This window comes from Kribbella sp. NPDC020701 (assembly GCF_055562215.1).
The window spans coordinates 297,129-316,397 of record NZ_JBVHFT010000005.1; the positions used below are offsets into that span (position 1 = coordinate 297,129).

18 protein-coding genes and 1 tRNA gene are annotated in these 19,269 nt (G+C 67.3%); 8 read left to right on the forward strand and 11 right to left on the reverse strand.

What is annotated here, in order from left to right; genetic code table 11:
* Positions 1–40 precede the first annotated feature (40 nt).
* Both ACZ3HV_RS14495 and ACZ3HV_RS14500 read left to right on the forward strand, forming a co-directional pair.
* Complete coding sequence (locus tag ACZ3HV_RS14495; RefSeq protein ID WP_465684381.1) at positions 41–661, forward strand: PPA1309 family protein; 621 nt, start codon at positions 41–43, stop codon at positions 659–661.
* Positions 654–3,653 (forward strand): UPF0182 family membrane protein, encoded by a 3,000-nt coding sequence (locus ACZ3HV_RS14500; protein WP_465684383.1) that lies wholly within the window; start codon positions 654–656, stop codon positions 3,651–3,653. The genes ACZ3HV_RS14495 and ACZ3HV_RS14500 overlap by 8 nt, the downstream gene beginning before the upstream one ends.
* A 98-nt stretch (positions 3,654–3,751) precedes the next feature.
* Here ACZ3HV_RS14500 and ACZ3HV_RS14505 read toward each other — a convergent pair whose 3' ends face one another.
* Together ACZ3HV_RS14505 and ACZ3HV_RS14510 are read right to left on the reverse strand one after the other, a co-directional pair.
* Positions 3,752–4,336 carry a hypothetical protein gene (locus tag ACZ3HV_RS14505; RefSeq protein ID WP_465684385.1) on the reverse strand — a complete coding sequence of 195 codons (585 nt, stop codon included), beginning with the start codon at positions 4,334–4,336 and terminating at the stop codon, positions 3,752–3,754.
* A gap of 118 nt (positions 4,337–4,454) precedes the next feature.
* Positions 4,455–5,420, reverse strand: a complete 966-nt coding sequence (locus ACZ3HV_RS14510; protein ID WP_465684387.1) for a GNAT family N-acetyltransferase — start codon at positions 5,418–5,420, stop codon at positions 4,455–4,457.
* Between the two features lie 159 nt (positions 5,421–5,579).
* Here ACZ3HV_RS14510 and ACZ3HV_RS14515 point away from each other — a divergent pair.
* Together ACZ3HV_RS14515 and ACZ3HV_RS14520 are read left to right on the forward strand one after the other, a co-directional pair.
* Positions 5,580–5,653, forward strand: a tRNA-Met gene (locus ACZ3HV_RS14515).
* Positions 5,654–5,899: 246 nt separating this feature from the next.
* A complete protein-coding gene (locus ACZ3HV_RS14520; protein WP_465684389.1) occupies positions 5,900–7,102 on the forward strand; it encodes an epoxide hydrolase family protein in 1,203 nt (400 codons plus the stop codon).
* 109 nt (positions 7,103–7,211) lie between these two features.
* Here the strand turns inward: ACZ3HV_RS14520 and ACZ3HV_RS14525 are convergent, their stop codons facing one another.
* Together ACZ3HV_RS14525 and ACZ3HV_RS14530 are read right to left on the reverse strand one after the other, a co-directional pair.
* Positions 7,212–7,739, reverse strand: a complete 528-nt coding sequence (locus ACZ3HV_RS14525; protein WP_465684391.1) for a hypothetical protein — start codon at positions 7,737–7,739, stop codon at positions 7,212–7,214.
* A gap of 264 nt (positions 7,740–8,003) precedes the next feature.
* On the reverse strand, positions 8,004–8,795 hold the full coding sequence (locus ACZ3HV_RS14530; protein ID WP_465684393.1) for an endonuclease/exonuclease/phosphatase family protein: 792 nt from the start codon (positions 8,793–8,795) through the stop codon (positions 8,004–8,006).
* A gap of 62 nt (positions 8,796–8,857) precedes the next feature.
* Here ACZ3HV_RS14530 and ACZ3HV_RS14535 point away from each other — a divergent pair, with 62 nt between their 5' ends.
* Positions 8,858–10,417: a LuxR C-terminal-related transcriptional regulator gene (locus ACZ3HV_RS14535; RefSeq protein ID WP_465684395.1), complete on the forward strand. Its 1,560-nt coding sequence runs from the start codon at positions 8,858–8,860 to the stop codon at positions 10,415–10,417.
* A 94-nt stretch (positions 10,418–10,511) separates the two neighbouring features.
* Positions 10,512–11,597, forward strand: a complete 1,086-nt coding sequence (locus ACZ3HV_RS14540; RefSeq protein ID WP_465684398.1) for a flavin-containing monooxygenase — start codon at positions 10,512–10,514, stop codon at positions 11,595–11,597.
* Position 11,598: 1 nt separating this feature from the next.
* Here the strand turns inward: ACZ3HV_RS14540 and ACZ3HV_RS14545 are convergent, their stop codons facing one another.
* The 3 genes from ACZ3HV_RS14545 to ACZ3HV_RS14555 all read right to left on the reverse strand — a co-directional run bounded on the left by ACZ3HV_RS14545 (position 11,599) and on the right by ACZ3HV_RS14555 (position 13,881).
* Positions 11,599–11,922, reverse strand: coding sequence for a putative quinol monooxygenase (locus tag ACZ3HV_RS14545; protein WP_465684400.1), 324 nt, complete (start codon positions 11,920–11,922; stop codon positions 11,599–11,601).
* Positions 11,923–12,001: 79 nt separating this feature from the next.
* Positions 12,002–12,988: a proline racemase family protein gene (locus tag ACZ3HV_RS14550; protein WP_465684402.1), complete on the reverse strand. Its 987-nt coding sequence runs from the start codon at positions 12,986–12,988 to the stop codon at positions 12,002–12,004.
* Positions 12,989–12,990: 2 nt separating this feature from the next.
* On the reverse strand, positions 12,991–13,881 hold the full coding sequence (locus ACZ3HV_RS14555; protein WP_465684404.1) for a MurR/RpiR family transcriptional regulator: 891 nt from the start codon (positions 13,879–13,881) through the stop codon (positions 12,991–12,993).
* A gap of 123 nt (positions 13,882–14,004) precedes the next feature.
* On the opposite strand from ACZ3HV_RS14555, the gene ACZ3HV_RS14560 reads away from it, so the two are divergent.
* Positions 14,005–14,817: an alpha/beta hydrolase family protein gene (locus ACZ3HV_RS14560; protein ID WP_465684406.1), complete on the forward strand. Its 813-nt coding sequence runs from the start codon at positions 14,005–14,007 to the stop codon at positions 14,815–14,817.
* A 16-nt stretch (positions 14,818–14,833) separates the two neighbouring features.
* On the opposite strand, the gene ACZ3HV_RS14565 is transcribed toward ACZ3HV_RS14560, so the two are convergent.
* The 3 genes from ACZ3HV_RS14565 to ACZ3HV_RS14575 form a co-directional block, all read right to left on the reverse strand.
* Complete coding sequence (locus ACZ3HV_RS14565; protein WP_465684408.1) at positions 14,834–15,484, reverse strand: response regulator transcription factor; 651 nt, start codon at positions 15,482–15,484, stop codon at positions 14,834–14,836.
* Positions 15,469–16,701, reverse strand: a complete 1,233-nt coding sequence (locus tag ACZ3HV_RS14570) for a histidine kinase (RefSeq protein WP_465684410.1) — start codon at positions 16,699–16,701, stop codon at positions 15,469–15,471. Before ACZ3HV_RS14570 ends, ACZ3HV_RS14565 begins: the two co-directional genes overlap by 16 nt.
* A gap of 203 nt (positions 16,702–16,904) precedes the next feature.
* Complete coding sequence (locus ACZ3HV_RS14575; protein WP_360366032.1) at positions 16,905–17,108, reverse strand: hypothetical protein; 204 nt, start codon at positions 17,106–17,108, stop codon at positions 16,905–16,907.
* Positions 17,109–17,203: 95 nt separating this feature from the next.
* Between ACZ3HV_RS14575 and ACZ3HV_RS14580 the strand changes: the two genes are divergently transcribed.
* Positions 17,204–18,382 carry a cytochrome P450 family protein gene (locus tag ACZ3HV_RS14580; RefSeq protein ID WP_465684413.1) on the forward strand — a complete coding sequence of 393 codons (1,179 nt, stop codon included), beginning with the start codon at positions 17,204–17,206 and terminating at the stop codon, positions 18,380–18,382.
* Positions 18,383–18,507: 125 nt separating this feature from the next.
* On the opposite strand, the gene ACZ3HV_RS14585 is transcribed toward ACZ3HV_RS14580, so the two are convergent.
* Positions 18,508–19,269 carry an ABC transporter permease gene (locus ACZ3HV_RS14585; protein ID WP_465684415.1) on the reverse strand — a complete coding sequence of 254 codons (762 nt, stop codon included), beginning with the start codon at positions 19,267–19,269 and terminating at the stop codon, positions 18,508–18,510.

Here is a 19,269-nt window from a genome sequence, read left to right on the forward strand (position 1 = left end):
ACCCGTACGCATCGGCCAGCCAAAGGGGAGGTCTGTCGGCATGGACTCCGTAGGCACTCTGCCTCCTGACGCGCTCAGTCGCGCGGTGATCGAGATCGAGAAGCACGTGAGCGGCGCGGGCTGGGACCAGCCCGCGCAGCTGTTCGCGCTGGTCCCCACCGAGGAGCTGCTCCGCGCCGAGCCCCAGCTGGCTGCGCAGCTCGGCGCTGACGACGCCTCCCAGCCTCTGACTCCGGTCGCCCAGGGCGAGCTGCCCGGCGGCCTCGAGGACGAACACCTGGCCGATGCGCTGGCGCAGATCGAATGGCCCAACGGCGTCACCGGATGCGCGCTCGCGATCGAACGGATCGTGCTTCCTGCCTCGACCGAGGCTGGCCTGTCGAGCGTCGAATCGGACGCCGAACTCGCCCGGATGGCCGGCAGTGACCCGCGCCGCCACGAGGTCCGGATGGTCGCCGCGGTGCTCCGCGAAGGCGACCGGTTCGGTGCCGTCCGACTGCGTTCCCATGACGAGGACAGCGCCGTGCTGACCGGCACGGACTTGGTCCCCACGCTGTGCGAAGTACTGTCTTTGACATTCGAACCTTCTCTCGGCAGCCGGCCGGGCGGCGGTCCTGGGGTCGACGGCATGAGCGACGACGAGGAGAACGACCATGAGTGACGGCGTCTACGACATGCCGGAGGAGCCGCGGCGCCCGCGGCGAACATCCGGCGGACGTCCCCGGGCCTTGCTGCCGACGATCGCGACCCTGATCGTCCTGCTGATCCTGTTCAGCGTCTTCACCGATGTCTGGACTCAGCGGCTCTGGTACCGCTCGGTGGACCTCGGTTCCGTGTTCAGCACCGTGCTCGGAACCCGGGTGCTGCTGTTCCTGGTGGTCGGCCTGCTGATGGCGGCCGCGGTCGTCGCGAACATCGTGATCGCCTTCCGCACCCGCCCGCGGGTCGCTCTCGCGCCGTCGCCCAGCCCGGGCTTCGAGCGGTACGGCGACCTGCTCCAGCAGCGCGGCAAGATCGCCATCGGCGTGGTCGCGGCCCTGATGCTGGTGTTCGGCGGCTCGGCCGCGTCGGGGGAGTGGAAGGTCTTCCTGGCCTGGCGGAACCGGACACCGTTCGGTGTCACCGACAAGCACTTCAACAAGGACATCTCGTTCTTCGTCTTCGACTACCCGTGGCTGCGCGTGCTGCTCGGCTTCGGCTACTCGATCGTGCTGCTCTCGCTGGTCGCCGCGATCATCACCCACTATCTGTACGGCGGCTTCCGCCCGTCCGCGAAGGGGCAGAAGGCCTCCGGCGCGGCGCAGGTGCAGTTCTCGGTGCTGCTCGGTCTGCTCGTCCTGCTCAAGGCCTTCAGCTACTGGCTGGACCGCTTCGGCCTGACGACGTCGGACGGCAGGCTGTTCACCGGTATCTCTTATACCGGTGACAACGCCGTCCTGCCGAGCAAGGAGATCCTTGCTGTCATCGCGGTGCTGTGTGCCGGCCTCTTCTTCGCCAACGTGGTCCGCCGGACCTGGTTGCTGCCCGGTGTCGGCACGGTCGTGCTGATCCTGTCGGCGATCCTGCTCGGCGCGCTGTGGCCGGCCGCGCTGCAGCAGTTGCGCGTCCGTCCGAGCGAGCCGGTGCGTGAGGCGCCGTACATCACCAAGAACATCGAGGCGACGCGGCAGGCCTACGGGCTGGAGAAGACGCAGGTCATCAACTATGCGGCGACCACGACGGCCAAGCCGTCCGAGCTGCTCGCGGACACCGAGGTGCTGCCGGGTATCCGGCTGATCGACCCGACCGTGGTCGGCCCGACGTTCGAACAGTTGCAGCAGGTCCGTGGTTTCTACTCCTTCCCGACTGATCTCGACGTCGACCGGTACAAGATCGGCGACAAGACCAACGACACCGTGATCGCGGTCCGCGAGGTGCAGGTCGACCGCCTGCCGGCCGGTCAGCGCAACTGGAACAACGACCACACCGTCTACACCCACGGCTATGGCGTCGTCGCCGCCAACGGCAACCAGCGCGCCGCCGACGGTACGCCGGTGTGGTCGGAGAAGGATCTGCCTCCCACCGGCCAGCTGGGTGACTACGAACCGCGCATCTACTTCGGCGAGCAGTCTCCGGACTATTCGATAGTCGGCGGAGCGAAGGGTGGCCAGGCGGTCGAGCTCGACACCCCGGAAGGCAAGAGCGGCGGCGACCCGACGCTGAACACCTACCAGGGCACCGGCGGTGTCCCGGTCGGGAACTTCTTCAACCGGTTGCTCTACGGAACCAAGTTCCGGGACGCGAACATCCTGCTGTCCAGCCGGGTGAACACCGACTCGAAGATCCTCTACGACCGCAGCCCGCGCGAGCGGGTCGAGAAGGCCGCTCCGTGGCTGACGCCGGACGGCGACCCGTACCCGGCGATCGTCGACGGCCAGGTCGTCTGGATCGTCGACGGCTACACCACCTCGGCGAACTACCCGTACTCCGAGAAGGTCGCCCTGGACGACAGCACCCGGGACACCACCACCGGCCGCGGGACCATCGCGCAGCAGCCGAGCGAGCAGATCAACTACATCCGCAACTCGGTCAAGGCCGTCGTCAACGCGTACGACGGATCGGTCGAGCTGTACGCCTGGGACGAGAGCGACCCGGTGCTGAAGACCTGGATGAAGGCGTTCCCCAACACGGTGAAGCCGCGGGCGGACATCTCGCCGGCGCTGATGTCCCACCTGCGCTACCCGGAGGACATGTTCAAGGTCCAGCGCGACCTGCTGGCCAAGTACCACGTGACGGATGCCGGCACCTGGTACCAGAACAGCGACCTGTGGCGCGTCCCGGCCGACCCCACCGCGGTGTCGTCCGGCAGTGACTCGTCGACTCAAATCAAACAACCTCCCTTCTATCTCTCGTTGCGGATGCCCGGTCAGACCGATCCGAAGTTCTCCCTGACGTCGGTGTACGTGCCGAACGCCGAACGCGAGAACCTGACTGCGTTCATGGCCGTCGACTCCGAGGCTTCGTCGCCGGACTATGGCCAGTTCCGGATCCTCCGATTGCCGGGGAACCTGCAGATACCCGGTCCAGGACAGGTCTTCAACAAGTTCCAGACCGACGACGGCATCAGAACGGCGCTGTTGCCGATCAACCAGCCGACCAGCGGCGCCAGAGCCCAGTTCGGCAACCTGCTGACGCTGCCACTCGGCGGTGGTCTGCTCTACGTCCAGCCGGTGTATTCGGTCCGGACCAGTGGGCCTGGTAGTTATCCGGTCCTCCGGTATGTACTGGTTTCCTTCGGTGATCGGGTCGCCTTCGGCTCCACGCTGACCGAAGCGTTGAACAAGGTGTTCAACACCAGCGTCGACACCGGTGAGCAGCCGGGCGGTACGAAGCCGCCGACCACCCCGGTGAACCAGACGGTCAAGCAGGCGCTCGCCGAGGCACAAGCTGCGTACACGGCGGCCCAGGCGGCCCTGAAGGCGGGCAACTTGGCCGAATACCAGACCCAGGTCAACAACATGAAGGCGGCGATCGATAGGGCGGTGTCAGCCGGAGCCACGCCGACGCCGACCACGCCGACGCCGACCACGCCGACTCCGTCGGGTACACCGACAACGACGCCGTCCGGCACGCCGGCACCGCCGTCAACGCCTCCGACTTCACCGTCAGGCTGATCCGCAGGCCGGATCCCGGGGCGGCGACACCGACACCAGTCGGCGTCGCCGCCCCGTTCTGTTGCCCCAGCACCGGGGACGACTGGTTGCCTACGGCATCAGGTGGTGGTCTCCGGGCGGAAGCCGGCAGCGGTGTCGAGGACGTCCTCGTCGGTGAAGCGGTCGTGGTCGATCGTCACCTCGGCCGCCACTCCTGGCGAGACGAAGTAGAACACCTCGTCCCCCGTGAACAGCCCGTCGTAACCGCCGACTTTGACCGGGGTCAGCTCCCAGTTGTCCGGGTCCTTCTCCTCGTACTCGATCAGGAACGCCTTCAGTGCCTCGAGATCGGTGAGCTTCTCGGCGCGGAGCGTTTTGACGGTCAGATCGACCTTGTACGCCCCCTCCGGATCCGGGCCGGTCTCCCAGACCCGGCTGTGGAAGCTCACGTCCTCCCACTCGTACTCGAAGTCGCTCGGCACACCGATGCCCTCGGGGAGATGGTCGATCACGAAGCCGTCCAAGGTGCATGCCCTTTGCTCGGTCGATGGAGGTGCCACGGAGAACCCCGAGCGCGGCCCGGGCTCGCTCGCCGCGGCCGAGGTGGCCGTCAAGGCGCCGAGTGAGGCGAGGACGACGGCGCTCCCGATCACGATACGACGGGTCGACGGCACGACTCGGGAACGAAGGGACGAACGCGACATGGCTGCCTCCTGGGAACCGTGACGCCTCGCCTGCTGCGAGACGCCTTCTTGCCCAAGAAGATGCAGCGATCACCCCGTCCGCTGGCCGACGAATTCGAACCTGTGGACAACCGCTCGCTCAGTACCCGATCAGCCGGTGCAACCGATGGAACGTCTGCTGGAACCCGAGCTTCGGCCACGCCCGCGACGACAGCAGGTTCGTCACCCGCCAGTCCGTCACCACGGACGTGTACCCGGTGTCCGCCGACCACTGCAGAACGGCCTCACCCAGCGCCCGCCCAGCCCCTCGCCCCCGAGCCGAGGGCAGTACCGCGGCAAACCCGAGGAAGCCGGCGTTGTCCGGTCGGGCCAAGCCACTGTGCGAGCTCGACTTCTCCAGAGAACACCCGATCGACGACCCGATCACCTGACCGTTGTACTCGGCAACGAACGTCGCATAGTCCTGGTCGTCGATCGACTCGTCCCAATCGGCCAGTGCCTCCTCCAGACTGGGGATCTCCCCTGCAGAGAACACCGGTGACAGCCCTTGGTGCTGCGGCAGTGCCAGGTCCAGTTCCGCGAGTACGGCGATGTCGTCGCGGACCGCACGGCGTACGACGAGATCGGATGGCGGAGAGACCGGCGCACTCGGCGCAGGCCGGATCGCGTGAGCATGCTGCGAGCCGAACCCCAGCCGGAACCACGCGTCGATCAGCTCGGCGTCGTCCGGCACCAGCACGTAGTGCGCAATACGGCCGTCGTCGACCCATTTGGTGGCTGCGGCGGCGTAGAGGTCGCGGATGTGTTCAGGCTCACGTACGGCGTGGCCGGCGGACTCCACCCAGATGTTCGGACCCCACACGGGCGACGGCTTGGGTGCGGCCAGCAAATAGCCGGTCACCTCACCGCCCTCGGTCAGCACCGCACCGGAGGCGCTCTCGCTCTCCCACACGGCGGTCACCTCGACCAGGGCGAGCTGATCGTCCTCATAGTCGGCCGGAAGCAGAGGGTGGCGCTTGCGGTGCTCCTTGTGTCGCTGCGCAAGCAGACTGGCGGCCGCGGGCAGATCCGCCTCCTCGAACGGCCGGATGTCGTGTCTGGACATACTCGGACGGTACGCCGCTCGCCCCGCCGGTGACACGGGTTTTCACCGTCCCGCAGCCGTCCCGCAGCCGTCGCGGAGTTGTCCTGGGGCCGTGCCGGAGCCACACCGGGAGCCGATTTGGTTGCTCAGCCCAGATCCTCTAAACTAAAGACACAACGACGCGGGGTGGAGCAGCTCGGTAGCTCGCTGGGCTCATAACCCAGAGGTCGCAGGTTCAAATCCTGCCCCCGCTACGGAAGAAGGCCCGGACCATCAGGTCCGGGCCTTCGTTTTGCTTCAGGGGGCCACTCACTTGCGGCCGGGGATGATCGGCGGCAGGGAGACCCGGGAGCAAACCAGGGAAATCGACGGGCGCGACCTGCGGGTGGGAAGAGCAGGGTCGGTGGTGTCACCCACCGCATCAGATCTCGCGAACGAGATCCCCCAACACCTTGCGGCCTGGATTCGTGCTGCCCGGGTCGCCGCGCCAAGGAGGCGTCATGAGCACCACCATCGACACCACGACCCTGATTCCGTCGTTCCACATCGAGATTCCGCAGGAGCAGCTCGACGACTTGCGCCGGCGGGTAGCGGCGACGCGCTGGCCCACCAAGGAACTCGCCCCGGACAGATCGCAGGGCGTGCAGCTGGCGACGCTGCAGGAACTCGCCCGGTACTGGACCAGCGAGTACGACTGGCGCAAGTGCGAGGCGAGACTGAACGCGCTACCTCAGTTCACCACTGAGATCGACGGGGTCGACATCCACTTCATCCACGTCAGGTCGCGGCATGAGAACGCAATGCCGCTGATCATGACCCATGGCTGGCCGGGCTCTGTCGTCGAACTGCTCGACAGTGTCGGCCCACTCACCGACCCGACAGCTCACGGCGGCAACGAAGAGGACGCATTCCACCTGGTACTGCCGTCGTTGCCCGGCTACGGCTTCTCCGGCCAGCCCACCGAGCTCGGCTGGGAGAACGGCCGGATCGCACAGGCGTGGGCGGAGCTGATGAACCGCCTCGGCTACACGCGCTACGTCGCCCAGGGTGGCGACGTGGGTGCGGCAGTCACGGACGCGATGGGCCGTCAGGCGCCCGAAGGGCTGGTCGGGATCCACGTCAACCTGCTCGCGACGGCGTTGGGCATCGTCGATCTACTGCCTAAGGAATCCAAGGAGGAGCGCGCGGCGCACGAGGCGCTCGCGACGTTCACCCACGATGGCTTCGGCTACTTCCTGGAGCAGTCCACCCGACCGCAGACCATCGGCTACTCCCTGCTGGACTCACCCGTCGGGCTGGCGGCCTGGATGCTCGACCATGACACGGACAGCTACTACAAGATCTCCCGCGCGTTCGTCGACGGCGAGCCGGTCGGCAATCTCACTCGGGACAGCATCGTCGACAACATCACGCTGTACTGGCTGACGGGTACCGGCGCTTCGGCCGCTCGGTGGTACTGGGAGTTCGGACGGTTCCTGGCCGCGGCCGGTGCGTCCGGGGAGGCTCCTCCGCCGGTCAGGGTTCCCGTCGGCTTCTCGACGTTCCCCGGCGAGATCTGGGCCGCCCCGCGCAGCTGGGCCGAGACGGTCTACCCCGGCCTCGCCTACTTCAACGAGGTCGACCGGGGCGGCCACTTCGCTGCCTGGGAGGAGCCAGAGGTCCTCGCCGCCGAAGTGCGAGCCGCATTCAGGCCACTGCGCTAAACGACGCAACGTCGGAGCCGTACGACGGATCTCCCCCGACACAAAGAAGGCCCGGACCATCAGTTCCGGGCCTTCGTCTTGTCTCTGGGATGCGATGTCTGTCGGTTGCTCAGGAGACTCTGCCCTCGACCGTCATGATGATCTCCTCGTTGGCCAGCCGACGGGAGCATCCGACCTTGACGAGGATGGCACCTGGCACGCCCCACCCCAGGAACGTCTTGATGATGGTGGAGGTCAGAGCGTCTCCCTGTGCATCGGTTGTCACTGCCCAGATGTCGACCGCGAGGTGGATCGACTCGCTCATCGCAATGCCAATCAGCACGTAGCCGGCGATGATCAGGACCCGTCCAGCCCGATCGCGGAGGCCACTCCGTCTCCCTGCGCGCCACAGATACGCACCCACTGTGAGAATGACCGCACCCCAGCTAACGGTGCTGGCGGTGTCGGCAGTGGCCTCCGGGCCGGTTCCCTCGAATTGATTCGGCAACTCCATGGAGTCGAGGACGCGGCCGACGCCCCGCACGATGGTGAAGACGCCAACGGCGATTGTCCCCGATCCCATGCCCCAGAACAGGGTGTGGGGCTCAGCTGCCGGGCGCGAGTGATTCACCGTCATCTCGGTCTGCTTGCTCTCCACGATGCCTCCGACCCCTTCCTTGGAGGAGTGGCAAACGCGCCGCCGTGATACAAGGCGGGTCGGTCGGCGAGGACTGTGATGAGTCGCGTGCTGACAGTGATATGGCGCAACCGCGCCGTACGAACCCTGCGTCGTTGACGCGGGGGAAACGCAGTAGTGGTTGTCATAACCCGACGGTCGCCGTCGCGGTTTCCCGTCAGCCAGGGGACCTGCTCCCACCTCGCATCCGGGACGTGGCTCCCACACATCCGGGACAGGCACGCATCACACCACGACCCGCACCTGCAGCCCCAGATGGTCGGTCACGTATCCCGGACCGGCCGGCATCGGTCGGTGGTCGGTGAAGGTGAGTTCGGCGGCTTCCACGGTGATCGAGGGGTCCGAGAGCAGCAGGAAGTCGATGCAGTGTGATGTCTTGTCAGGCCCGAGGTACGCGGCGTGGAAGGTCGGCGGACAGTCGTTGCCGAACGCGTCGACCAGCCCGGTGTCGCAGATGAAGTCGCTGTAGAGCGAACTGTCACGAGCGATGTTGAAGTCGCCAGAGAGGATGGCCGGCTGTGGGACCGCGGCGACGTACTGGGCGAGTGCTGCCAGTTGGCTTTGCTGGACGGGGTAGAAGCGGTTCTGCGGAGACCAGTCGCCGTCGTGATTCGCCAGCAGGTGAGTGTTCACGATGGTGATCCCGTCCAGTCTCGTCACCAGTGATCCCTTCAACGAGGTCATCAGCCAGGCCAGTCGTGGCAGGCCGGCCGTCTCGGTGGCCGACGGGACCGGAAAGCGTCGGTACGAGGTCTGTGAAACCGGCCTCCGTGCCATGGTCACCAGTCCGCCCGCAGGACCGGCCGCCGAGCGTCTGAAGCTGATGGAGGGGTACGACGGCATCGAGCGGACCAACTGGCGGAGGTGGTAGTAGGTGAAGACCTCTTGGAAGTTCACCACGTCCACCTCGGATGCTTCGAAGGCGTCGGCGATCGCTGTGTACCTCTCGCCCAGTCGTGACCCGACCAGCGGGATGCCCCGTGTGTTGAGCGAGGCAAGGGTTAGTCGCGGAGTCATGCCCAAAGTCTTACCGGACCCCGATCGAGCATGGCGGTCGAAATGGGGCTGATACTGGTCGGATGGGGGTTGCTGAAGCTAGAGAGGCTTATGAGGAGCGGGCCTGGGGGCGGGCTTATGAGTTGTTCAGTGCTGCCGATGGTCTGACTGCCGAGGACCTCGACCGGTACGCCGTTGTCGCCATGTTGTTGGGGCGGATGGAGGACTATCACGCCATCCGGGAGCGGGCGTACGACGAGCTGCTCCAGCGAGGTGATCTGCTTGGTGCGGCCGCGGCGGCGCAGTGGACCGGGATGCAGCGGATGTTTGCCGGCGAGGTGGCGATCGCCGGTGGCTGGCTGGCCCGGGCGGCCCGGCTGGTCGAGGAGGACGGGACGGACTCGGTACCGGCCGCCTTCTTGCGGATGGGTCAGGCCTTCGCCGCCGCTAGCCCGGAGCAGTCGGTAGCGATCAGTGCTGAGGCAGTCGCAGCGGGGCATCGGCTTGGTAGCAAGGATCTGGTCGGGCTGGCGCTGCACCAGCAGGGGCTGTTCCTTCTCGAGGCCGGACTGGTGCCCGAGGGCTTGGCGAAGCTCGACGAGGCCATGGTCGAGCTGTCGTCGGGTTCGCTCTCGCCGATGGTGACCGGGATCGTGTACTGCGGCGCGATCCTCGGCTGCTGGACGGCGTACGAGATGCGGCGCGCTGAGGAGTGGACCGCCGCGATGGCGCGGTGGTGCGACTCCCAGCCGGACCTGGGCAACTTCACCGGCGAGTGCAAGGTACGGCGGGCAGAGCTCAAGCAACTGCGTGGTGCCTGGACCGACGCCCGCGCCGACCTGGCCGCGGTCAGCCCAGCGGATGTCGACGCGTGGGCAGCGGGATGTGCGGCGTACGTACGCGGGGAGCTCGACCGGCTGCAGGGACGGTTCGACTCGGCCGAAGAGAGCTTCGCCGAGGCGAGCGAACTCGGGTACGACCCGCAGCCCGGGCTGGCCATGTTGCGGCTTGCGCAAGGCAGCACTCAGGCAGCTGCGGCGATGATCAAGCGTCGGCTGGCCGAAGCACAAGACGACGCGAAACGCGTGGAGCTGCACCTGGCCGCTACGGAGATCCTGGTGGCGGTGGGCGACACCGAGTCGGCCGACGAGGCCGCCTCGGGGCTGCGCGTCCTCGCGGACAAGTGCCGGACCACGCTGGTACAGGCGTCGAGTGCGCAGGCGCAGGCCATGGTCCTGCTCGCCGATCACCGGCCGGATGCCGCGCTGACACCCGCGCGGTCCGCGCTCCGGAAGTGGGTCGAGCTGCGAGCGCCGTACCAGGAGGGGCGCACCCGGCTGCTGATCGCGGACGCGTGCCGGGCGCTCGGGGACGACGAATCCGCGGACCGGGAAACCACCACCGCGCGGGTGATCTTCGAGAAGCTGGGTGCGTACACCGAGCCCACGGACCGGCTGCTCTCACCCCGCGAGATCGAAGTACTACGGCTCGTCGCCACCGGGGCCACGAACCGAGCGATCGCGGCCCAGTTGGTGCTGAGTGAACGGACCGTCGACCGGCACGTGAGCAACATCTTCACCAAGCTGGGTGTGTCGTCCCGGTCCGCGGCGACGGCGTATGGCTTCGAGCACAAGCTGGTCTGACGTACCCATTCACCCAGCGCCCGCGGTTGGGTGATTTCGCCGACGCGGCACCAGGGCCGGAATTCCTACCTTCGAAACAACCGAAGGAGGAACCATGCAGTACGAAACAGTAGTCATCGGGGCCGGCCAGGCCGGTCTGTCGGCCGGGTACCACCTCGCGCAGCGGGGTGAGCCGTTCGTGATCCTGGATGCCGCCGATCGCGTCGGCGGATCGTGGCTCGAGCGCTGGGACTCGCTCGCGCTGTTCACGCCGGCCGGTCACGACGGGCTACCAGGAGTCGAGTTCGGGAGCGACTACCGGTTCCCGTCGCGGGACGAGATGGTGGCCTATCTGGAGCGGTACGCCGAGCAGTTCAAGCTCCCGATCCGCCTGGGGACCCACGTGGACGGGTTGTTCCGCGAAGGCGACGGCTTCCGGGTCACCGCCGGGCCGGAGTCGTTCCTCACCCGGAACGTGATCCTGGCGATCGGGTACCACCGGGTGCCGAAGACCCCTGCCTTCGCGAGTGAGTTGTCGGCCGACATCGTGCAAATGCACTCCGCCGACTACCGCAACCCAGGGCAGTTGCAGCCGGGCACCGTGCTGATCGTCGGCGCCGGGAACTCGGGAGCCGAGATCGGGATCGACGTCGCCACCGACCACAAGGTGCTGCTGTCCGGCCGCAACGTCGGCTACCTCCCGATCGACATCCGCGCCTGGCAGGGCAAGGTCTTCTTCCCGGTGATCTGGTGGGTGTGGGAGCACATCCTGACCGAGCACAAGAAGCCCGGCCGCAAGATCCAGGCGGAGTCGCTCGCGGGCCACAGCGAGTTCCTGATCCGGCAGAAGGAGAAGGATCTGCTTGCCGTCGGCATCGAACGGGTCGCCCGCATCGAGGCTGTGGTGGACGGACGTCCGCAGACCGAGGACGGCGTACGCCTCGATGTCGCCAACGTCATCTGGTGCACCGGGTTCACCCCCGGCTTCAGCTGGATCGATCTGCCCGGTCTGGACTCGACCGGACGTCTCGCCAGCGAGCGCGGTGCCGTGACCGGGCAACCCGGTCTCTACGTCCTCGGCCAGCAGTTCGAGTACATGTTCAACTCGCACACCGTCGGCGGAGTCGGCAAGGACGCGGCGTACGTCGTCCGCCACCTCGCCCAGCGGACGACGCGAACCGAGGCCCCCAGCGAGGTCTGAGCTACCTCACTTCGAGCTCGCCCAGTTCGGACCAGTCGTTCTGGGGGAGCTTGAAGTTGACGATGCGGGGAGTCTCGACCAGGTGCGGGGGGAGGTGCGCCTGGGCGGCCTTGAAGTGGGCCGAGGTGACGTGGGCGCTGGCGGCGTCGTCGTCGGCGAAGGCCTCGACGAGCACGTACTCGTTCGCATCGTCCAGGGAGCGGGACCAGTCGAACCAGAGGCAGCCGGACTCGCCGCGGGTGGCCGCGGTGAAGTCGGCGGTGATCGAGGGCCAGTTGTCGGCGTGCTCGGGCTTCACGCGGAACTTGGCGGTGATGAAGATCATGAGGCGAACCTCCGCTGAATCGATGGGACCGGATCGATGCTATCGGTCACCGCCCCGGTGCCGTCGTCGCAATCTGAGATCAGCGCAGGGTGAAGCCGGTCCCCACCGGGTCCCGGGGGTCGAGGGTGAAGGTGGCGGTGCCGGTGCGGTAGGCGGCGCCTTCCACCTCGGTGATGACTCCCGCGGCGGTCTCCTCGACCACGCGGCCCAGGAATGTGGTGCCGACGATGGAGTCGTGGTGCAACACCTGCCCGGGACCCAGCCGGCCCTCATCGTGGAGCAGCGCGAGCCGGGCCGACGTACCGGAGCCGCAGGGGGAGCGGTCGGCCTCGCCGTCGGCGAAGATGGTGAGGTTCCGCTGGTGCGGATCACCGTCCACGGAGCCTAGGTCGTCGTACAGGATCGTTCCGTAGAGGCCGCTCAGCCGGGGATCCGTGGGGTGGACGGCCACCGAGTCGAGCGCCCATTTGATCTCGCGCCCGATCGCGACGAGCTCGGAGTACGACGAGGGCTGCACCGAGAGTCCGACCGACGACGCCGGGACCGAGGCGTAGAACGCTCCGCCGAAGCTGATGTCCGCCACCACTTCACCCCGTGAGGTCGACACCGGCACCGCACGGTCCACGACGTACGACGGAACGTTGCGAAAGGCAACGCCCGTGACAGCACCGCCGGAACAGGTGACCCGGGCAACGACCCGGCCGGACGGCACGTCGATGACCACGTCCGTGTCGCCGTCGGCCGAGGCCGGAACGAGCCCGGTCTCCACGGCCCAGGTCCCGAGCGCGATCGTCCCGTGCCCGCAGGCGGTCGAGTAGCCGTCCTTGTGCCAGAACAGTACGCCGAAGTCCGCGCCATCATCGTTGCCCGGGACAACGAAGCAGCCGTACATGTCCGCATGGCCGCGCGGTTCGTTCACCAGCAGACGACGAATCGCGTCGATCGAGTCGGACGACTGGGCCGCGACCCGGCGATCAGGCACCGACGCACCAGGGACCTCCACGGAGGTCACGATCCGGAAGGGTTCACCGGCCGTGTGGTAGTCGACGACGCTCACCGCATCCACGGTCAGAACCCCAGTTGCTGTCGGAGCGACTCGAGCGTGTGCGCGGACTCCAGCGTCCGCTCGGTGTCCGCCGCCGCGACCGCCTGGGCCAAGGCGTCGGTGGTCACGATGGTGGTCAGCACCTCGGCGGTGATCCCGGTGACCGTGTTCGGGACGTGGATCGCCACCGTCACGTCGTCCGCCAGCCGCTCGGCGATGAGTTGCTCGCTGAGCAGGATGATGCCGGCGCCGACCGCGCGGGCCCGGTCGATCACGATCTCCGCGTCGATCACGAGCCGCCCGGGGGCGATCACGATCACCACGTCGTCGGAGCCGACGGCGAGCAGGTCGTCGGCCAGGCGGAACCCGGCCGTCTGGATGCAGCGGCTGCGGAGTCCGAACCGGCGCAGCTTCAGCGTCAGGTGCTCCGCGGCGACGTAGTTGGCGCCGAACCCGTACGTCGCCACCTCCCGCGCGTCGAGCACCAGCCGGACCGCTTCCCGGAACCCGTCCATCGACATGTGCTGGTTGAGGAACTCGATCCGCTCGATCGCCTCCGTGATCACCTGGTCCCACACGTGCTTGGGATCCCCGCCGGTGGCTTCCATCCGGCTTCGCAGGCGCTCCTCCCGACGGCTCGGGTACTGGAACGGCGAGGCGACCAGATCCTTCAGTTCGGCCAGGCCGGCGTAGCCGAGGGACTGCAGTGTCCGGATCACGGTCGCGTTGCTGGTCTTGCTCGCCTGACCGAGTTCCTGGGCGGACAGGTAGAGCAGTCGCTCCGGCGAGATCTCCGACAGCGACCGGCAGACCGCGCGGGACGCGGGCGTGAACTCGTCCCAGTGCTCCCGGATCCGGCGGCGGAGCTCGGCGAGCGCAGGATTCTTCGTAACCCCTGTTACCTCATCGGTCATATGTGTATCATCCGTTCCCATCGCCCTGTAACAAATCATCCAGCGCAACCCTGATCTGTAACACATCGTAGGGGAAGCGGATCTGCGCTGAGAGCCGCGTTCACCATCACCCGAAGGACGTTCATGACGGATACCTCGACCTTCTACCAGCGTGGCGCGACGCCGATCTTCGCGTCCCAGGCGGATCAGCGGCTGCACTACTGCCTGTACGTACCGCAGCGGCTGACCGACGACGACCAGGCACCGCTGGTGGTGGTGCAGCATGGCACGGCCCGGTCGGCGACGAACTATCGCAACCAGCTGAAGGACTTCGCCGAGGACCAGGGCGTGGTGATCCTGACGCCGATCTTCCCGGCCGGGCTGGTGGATCCGACCGACCTGCACAACTTCAAGTTCATCGAATACCAGGGGATCCGGTTCGATCGGATGCTGCTCGCGATCGTGGACGAGGTCGCGGCCCGGTACCCGGTGGCGGCCGAGCAGTTCTACCTGCACGGGTTCTCCGGAGGCGGGCAGTTCACGCACCGCTTCCTCTACCTGCATCCGGAGCGCCTGGCCGCTGTGTCGATCGGCGCGCCCGGGCGGATCACCCAGTTGGACGACACGTTGCCGTGGTGGCTCGGGACGAAGGGGTTCGAGGAGAAGTTCGGCCAATCGATCGACTTCGACGCGCTCCGCAAGGTGCCGATCCAGCTCGTCGTCGGCACTGAGGACGTCGAGAGCTGGGAGATCATGAACCCTGGTGAGTCCAACTGGATGGACGGCGCCGAGCTCACCGGCAGCACGCGGATCGAGCGGCTTCGCACTTTGGAGAAGAACTACCGGTCGCACGGGCTGGACATCACGTTCGACCTGGTCGAGGGTGCCGCCCACTCGGGCCGCAAGATCCTGCCGACAGTCGAACGCTTCCTCGCTGACCAGCTCAAGAACCGGTGAAAGAAGAAATGAGGAGTCAGCCGGTAAGTCCTAGGTAGGTGAGTACGGCGAGTACTCGGCGGTTGCTCGTGTCGTCGTCGGTGAGGCCGAGCTTGGTGAACAGCGAGGTGGTGTGCTTGCCGATGGCGCTCTCGCTGAGGAACAGCCGTTGCCGGATGGCCTGGTTGGACAGGCCTTCGGCCATCAGGCCGAGGACGTCGTGCTCGCGTTCGGTGAGGCGGTCGAGCCGCTTGTTCGCCGTACCGTTGGAGAGCAGTTTGGAGATGACGGCCGGGTCCATCGCGGTCCCGCCGGCGCCGACCCGCTCCAGCGCGTCGATGAACTGATCGGCCTCGAAGACGCTCTCCTTGAGCAGGTAGCCGACGCCACTGGCGCCGTCGGTCAGGAGCTCGCGGGCGTACAGCTGCTCGACGTGCTGGGACAGGATCAGAACCGGCAGGCCGGGCACCTCGCGGCGAGCGGCGAGGGCTGCCCGCAGCCCCTCGTCCGACTGCGTCGGTGGCATCCGGACGTCGATGATCGACACGTCCGGCCGCCACTTCAGCAGCGCGTCGAGGGTCTCGGGCCCGGTGGTCGCCGTCGCCACGACCTGGTGTCCGTAGGCCTCGATCAGGCGAACCATCCCGTCCCGCAGCAGGTAGAGGTCTTCGGCTACAAGGATTCGCATGGCACCGTCATCCTCGCACGCGTCGGCCCACCGAGCGGGCTGGTGATCTCCAGCGATCCGTCGAAGGCCGCGAGCCGCCGGCGCAGCCCGCCGAGCCCTCCCGCCGGATTCACCTCGGCCCCGCCCCGGCCGTTGTCCTCGACCGTGGCCACGATGCCGGTGCTGTCGGCAACGATCGTGATCTGGGCCTGGGACGCCTCGGCGTGCTTGACCGCGTTGGTCAGCAGCTCTGCGATTCCGAAGTACAAGGCGGACTCGATCGGCGGATCCAGGCGCGGCTCGCCCTCGGCGCTGACTGCCGTCTCGAGCGGGCCGTCCAGGGCCAACGCTCGTACGGCGTCCACGAGCCCGCGCTCGTTCAGCACCGGTGGGTTGATCCCGCGGACCAGTTCGCGCAGCTCGGACAGCGAGGTGGCCGCGCCGACCCGGGCCTCCTTCAACAGGGCTTTGGCCTGCGCCGGGTTGGTCTCCATCAGTTTCTCCGCCGTCGCCAGCGACAGACCGAGAGCGACCAGCCGGGCCTGGGCTCCGTCATGCAGATCTCGCTCGATCCGGCGAATCTCGGCAGCCTGCGCGATCGTCGCGTCCGCACGCTGCGCGGTGAGCTCCTCGACGCGGTCCGACAGGGCCATCGCCGGCGTCGGGCGCAGGAAGCGTACGGCGATCGGCCCGAAGGCTCGCCACGCGTACGGCGCACTCGCAACCGCCACCACCAGGCCGACGAGTCCGAGCACGGGCATCGACTGTGCGAACCCAACGACCGCTGCGACAACGCCGGCCGGTGGAATCGCGGCGGCCAGTCCGGCCGTGACCAGCAGGATCGCGGCGAACCGCAGGTCCCGCCAGTTCGCCGGATCCGTCCAGCGCACCCGCATCGCCAGATCCTTCTCGGCATCCCGGCGACTGCGCTCGTACGAGTGACCGTTCCACCAGTAACCCGTCGACAGTTGCACCACCGTCCCGAGCTCCCGGTAGTCGGCCGGGATCACGACGCCGGTCCACCGGGCGACGAGAGTACGGACGATCCGGCAGACCGGCCGGAGGAGCAGGAGAGTGCCGATGCCGGCCCAGATGAGTGGCCCGATCCAGGTCCACGGGTTCCGCCACCAGATCGCCACCACCACGGCGGAAGCCCACACGGCCGGCACCAACAGGCTGATCGCCACGACGATGCACGCCCGGACGAACCCCACACCGGCCTTCGCTACCCACGCCATCGGAACCTCTTCCTCGCTACGGTTGGTGATTTCACTGTGCACCATCCGCGCAGCCATTTCGGCCAGATCAGCACTGAAGTAGGGCTACCCCCACCCCACTGTGCATCCAGCCGCAACCCGGCCTCCAAAACAGACGTCAGCCGCTGTGCCCGGTGCGGGCAGCAGCGGCTGGCGTTTGCTGTAGAGCGACCTGGACAGGGGTGTCAGGCAGCTTGCGGCACGCGGTTGCGGTTCTTCGCGGCCCAGACGGCCCGGCGCAGCTTGGCCTTGTCGGGGTAGCCGGCCGCTCGGCCGATCTCGTAGACGTCGTGGCTGCGCATGTTGACCATGCCGGCGACGAACCAGACCGGGCTGCCCTCGGCCAGCATCGTGATGATCAGGTTCTCGGTGGTAGCGGTGGTGTTCATTCTGACCCTCTCCTTTTGGTCGCTCTTACTGATACGTCGGACCAGGCCGGCCGGAATCGACACCACCTCGACAAGTTTTTGGCTAGTTTGGCGCGGTGACGATCACTCCGAGCGATCCGTACGCCGCCTACTCCGCCCTCCGCCTCTCCGGACCGGTCCACCGCATCGCCGGACCCGACGGAAGTCCCTCCTGGCTCGTCACCCGGTACGGCGATGTCCGCCGAGCCCTCGCCGACCCACGGCTGTCCGTCGACAAGCGGAACGCACTGCCCGGGAACTACCGCGGCCTGAGCCTCCCGCCCGCCCTCGACGCCAACCTGCTCAACCTGGATCCGCCCGACCACACCCGCATCCGGACCCTGGTCACCCGCGCCTTCACACCGGCTCGCGTCGTCGCGCTGGCCGATCCGATCCGACGTACGGCGCGCGCCCTGCTGGAACCCGTCGTACGAGAGGGCCGGGCCGACCTGGTCGCGGAGTATGCGGCACCACTGCCGATCACCGTGATCTGCGATCTGCTCGGCGTACCGGAGGAGATTCGGACCGACTTTCGGGCCTGGACCGACACCATGCTCGCGCCGCCCGGTCCGGACGAGGCGCGTGCAGCGATCGGGGCGATGCTGCAGTTCTTCGGGGACTTGATCAAGAGCAAGCGGTCGACGCCCGGCGACGATCTGGTCAGTGATCTGATCGCCGCGCGGGACGACGCCGACCGGCTGACCGACGACGAGCTGACGTCACTCATCTTCCTGATCCTCTTCGCCGGCTACGAGAACGTCGTACACCTCATCGGCAACGCGACACTCGCACTGCTCGACGACCCGGCGCTGTGGGAGCAGTTGCTGCGGGACAGGTCGCTGCTGCCGGGCGCCGTCGAGGAGCTGATGCGATACGACGGACCCGCGCCGCTCGCGATCAGGCGGTTTCCGGTCGAGGACGTGGAGATCGGTGGTGTGGTGATCCCGGCGGGGGAGACCGTGCTGCTCGGGCTGTCGTCGGCGAACAGGGACGCGGATCGGTTCGCGGATCCGGACCGGGTGGACTTCGATCGCGTGGCCGGCGGCCATCTCGCGCTCGGTCACGGCATCCACTACTGCGTCGGTGCGCCATTGGCTCGCCTCGAGATCGCCATCGCACTGGAGGCGCTGCTCGACCACACTCCCGCGTTGTCGCTCGCCGTGCCGCGGTCCGAGCTGCGCTGGCGCGACACGATCCGTACGCGCGGTCTGCTCGAGCTCCCGGTGATGACGAAAACAGAGCGCCCCGATCAATGATCGGGGCGCTTGTCCGTGTGGGTCCCGGGGGGAGTGGGACCACCACACGTTGGGGGGGACTTTGACGTTAACAAGGCCAGGGGGTCATCGGCGACCTCATCCGTCGAACGGTGCCAACTCTGCGCTCAGCGGCTGGCTCGCTTCCGGTACAACGAAGTAGCGAGAGTCACCGAGAACAGGAGTAGACCACAACACCACGCGAGCGCGATCCAGCCGTTGTTCCCCAGCGGCGTTCCGATCAGCAGGCTGCGCACGGTCTCGATCACCGGCGTGATCGGCTGGTGCTCACCGATCGGCCGCAACCACGACGGCATCGTCTCGGGCCGGACGAACGCGCTGCTCAGGTACGGCAGGAACAGCATGAAGAAACTCAGTGTGCTGGCCGACTCGACCGACTTCGCGATGACGCCGAGACCCGCCGCGAGCCAGGAGAGCGCGAGGACGTAGAGCAGTAGCAGCCCGATCGTGGCAAGCCAGTCGACGGCGGACGCGGCCGGGCGGAATCCCATTGCCAGCGAGGCGAGGATGACGATCGCCGTCGACGCCGCGTTCCGCGCGACGCTCCCGGTGACATGTCCGGTCAGTACGGCGAAGCTGCGGATCGGCAACGAGCGCAGCCGGTCGATCATCCCGCTGGTCATGTCGTCCGCGACCACCATCGCCGTCGACGCGGCGCCGTACCCGGTGGTGAGCAGCAGGATCCCGGGGACGACGTAGTTGATGTACTCCGTGCCGGTGTTGATCGCGCCGCCGAACACGTACACGAACAGCGCCATCATCAGCAACGGCATCAGGATCGACGCGAACAACGTGTCGACGTTCCGCCGCGCGAGCCGGACGCTGCGATCCATCATCGTCACCGCGTCCGAGATTCCTTGAAGTGACAT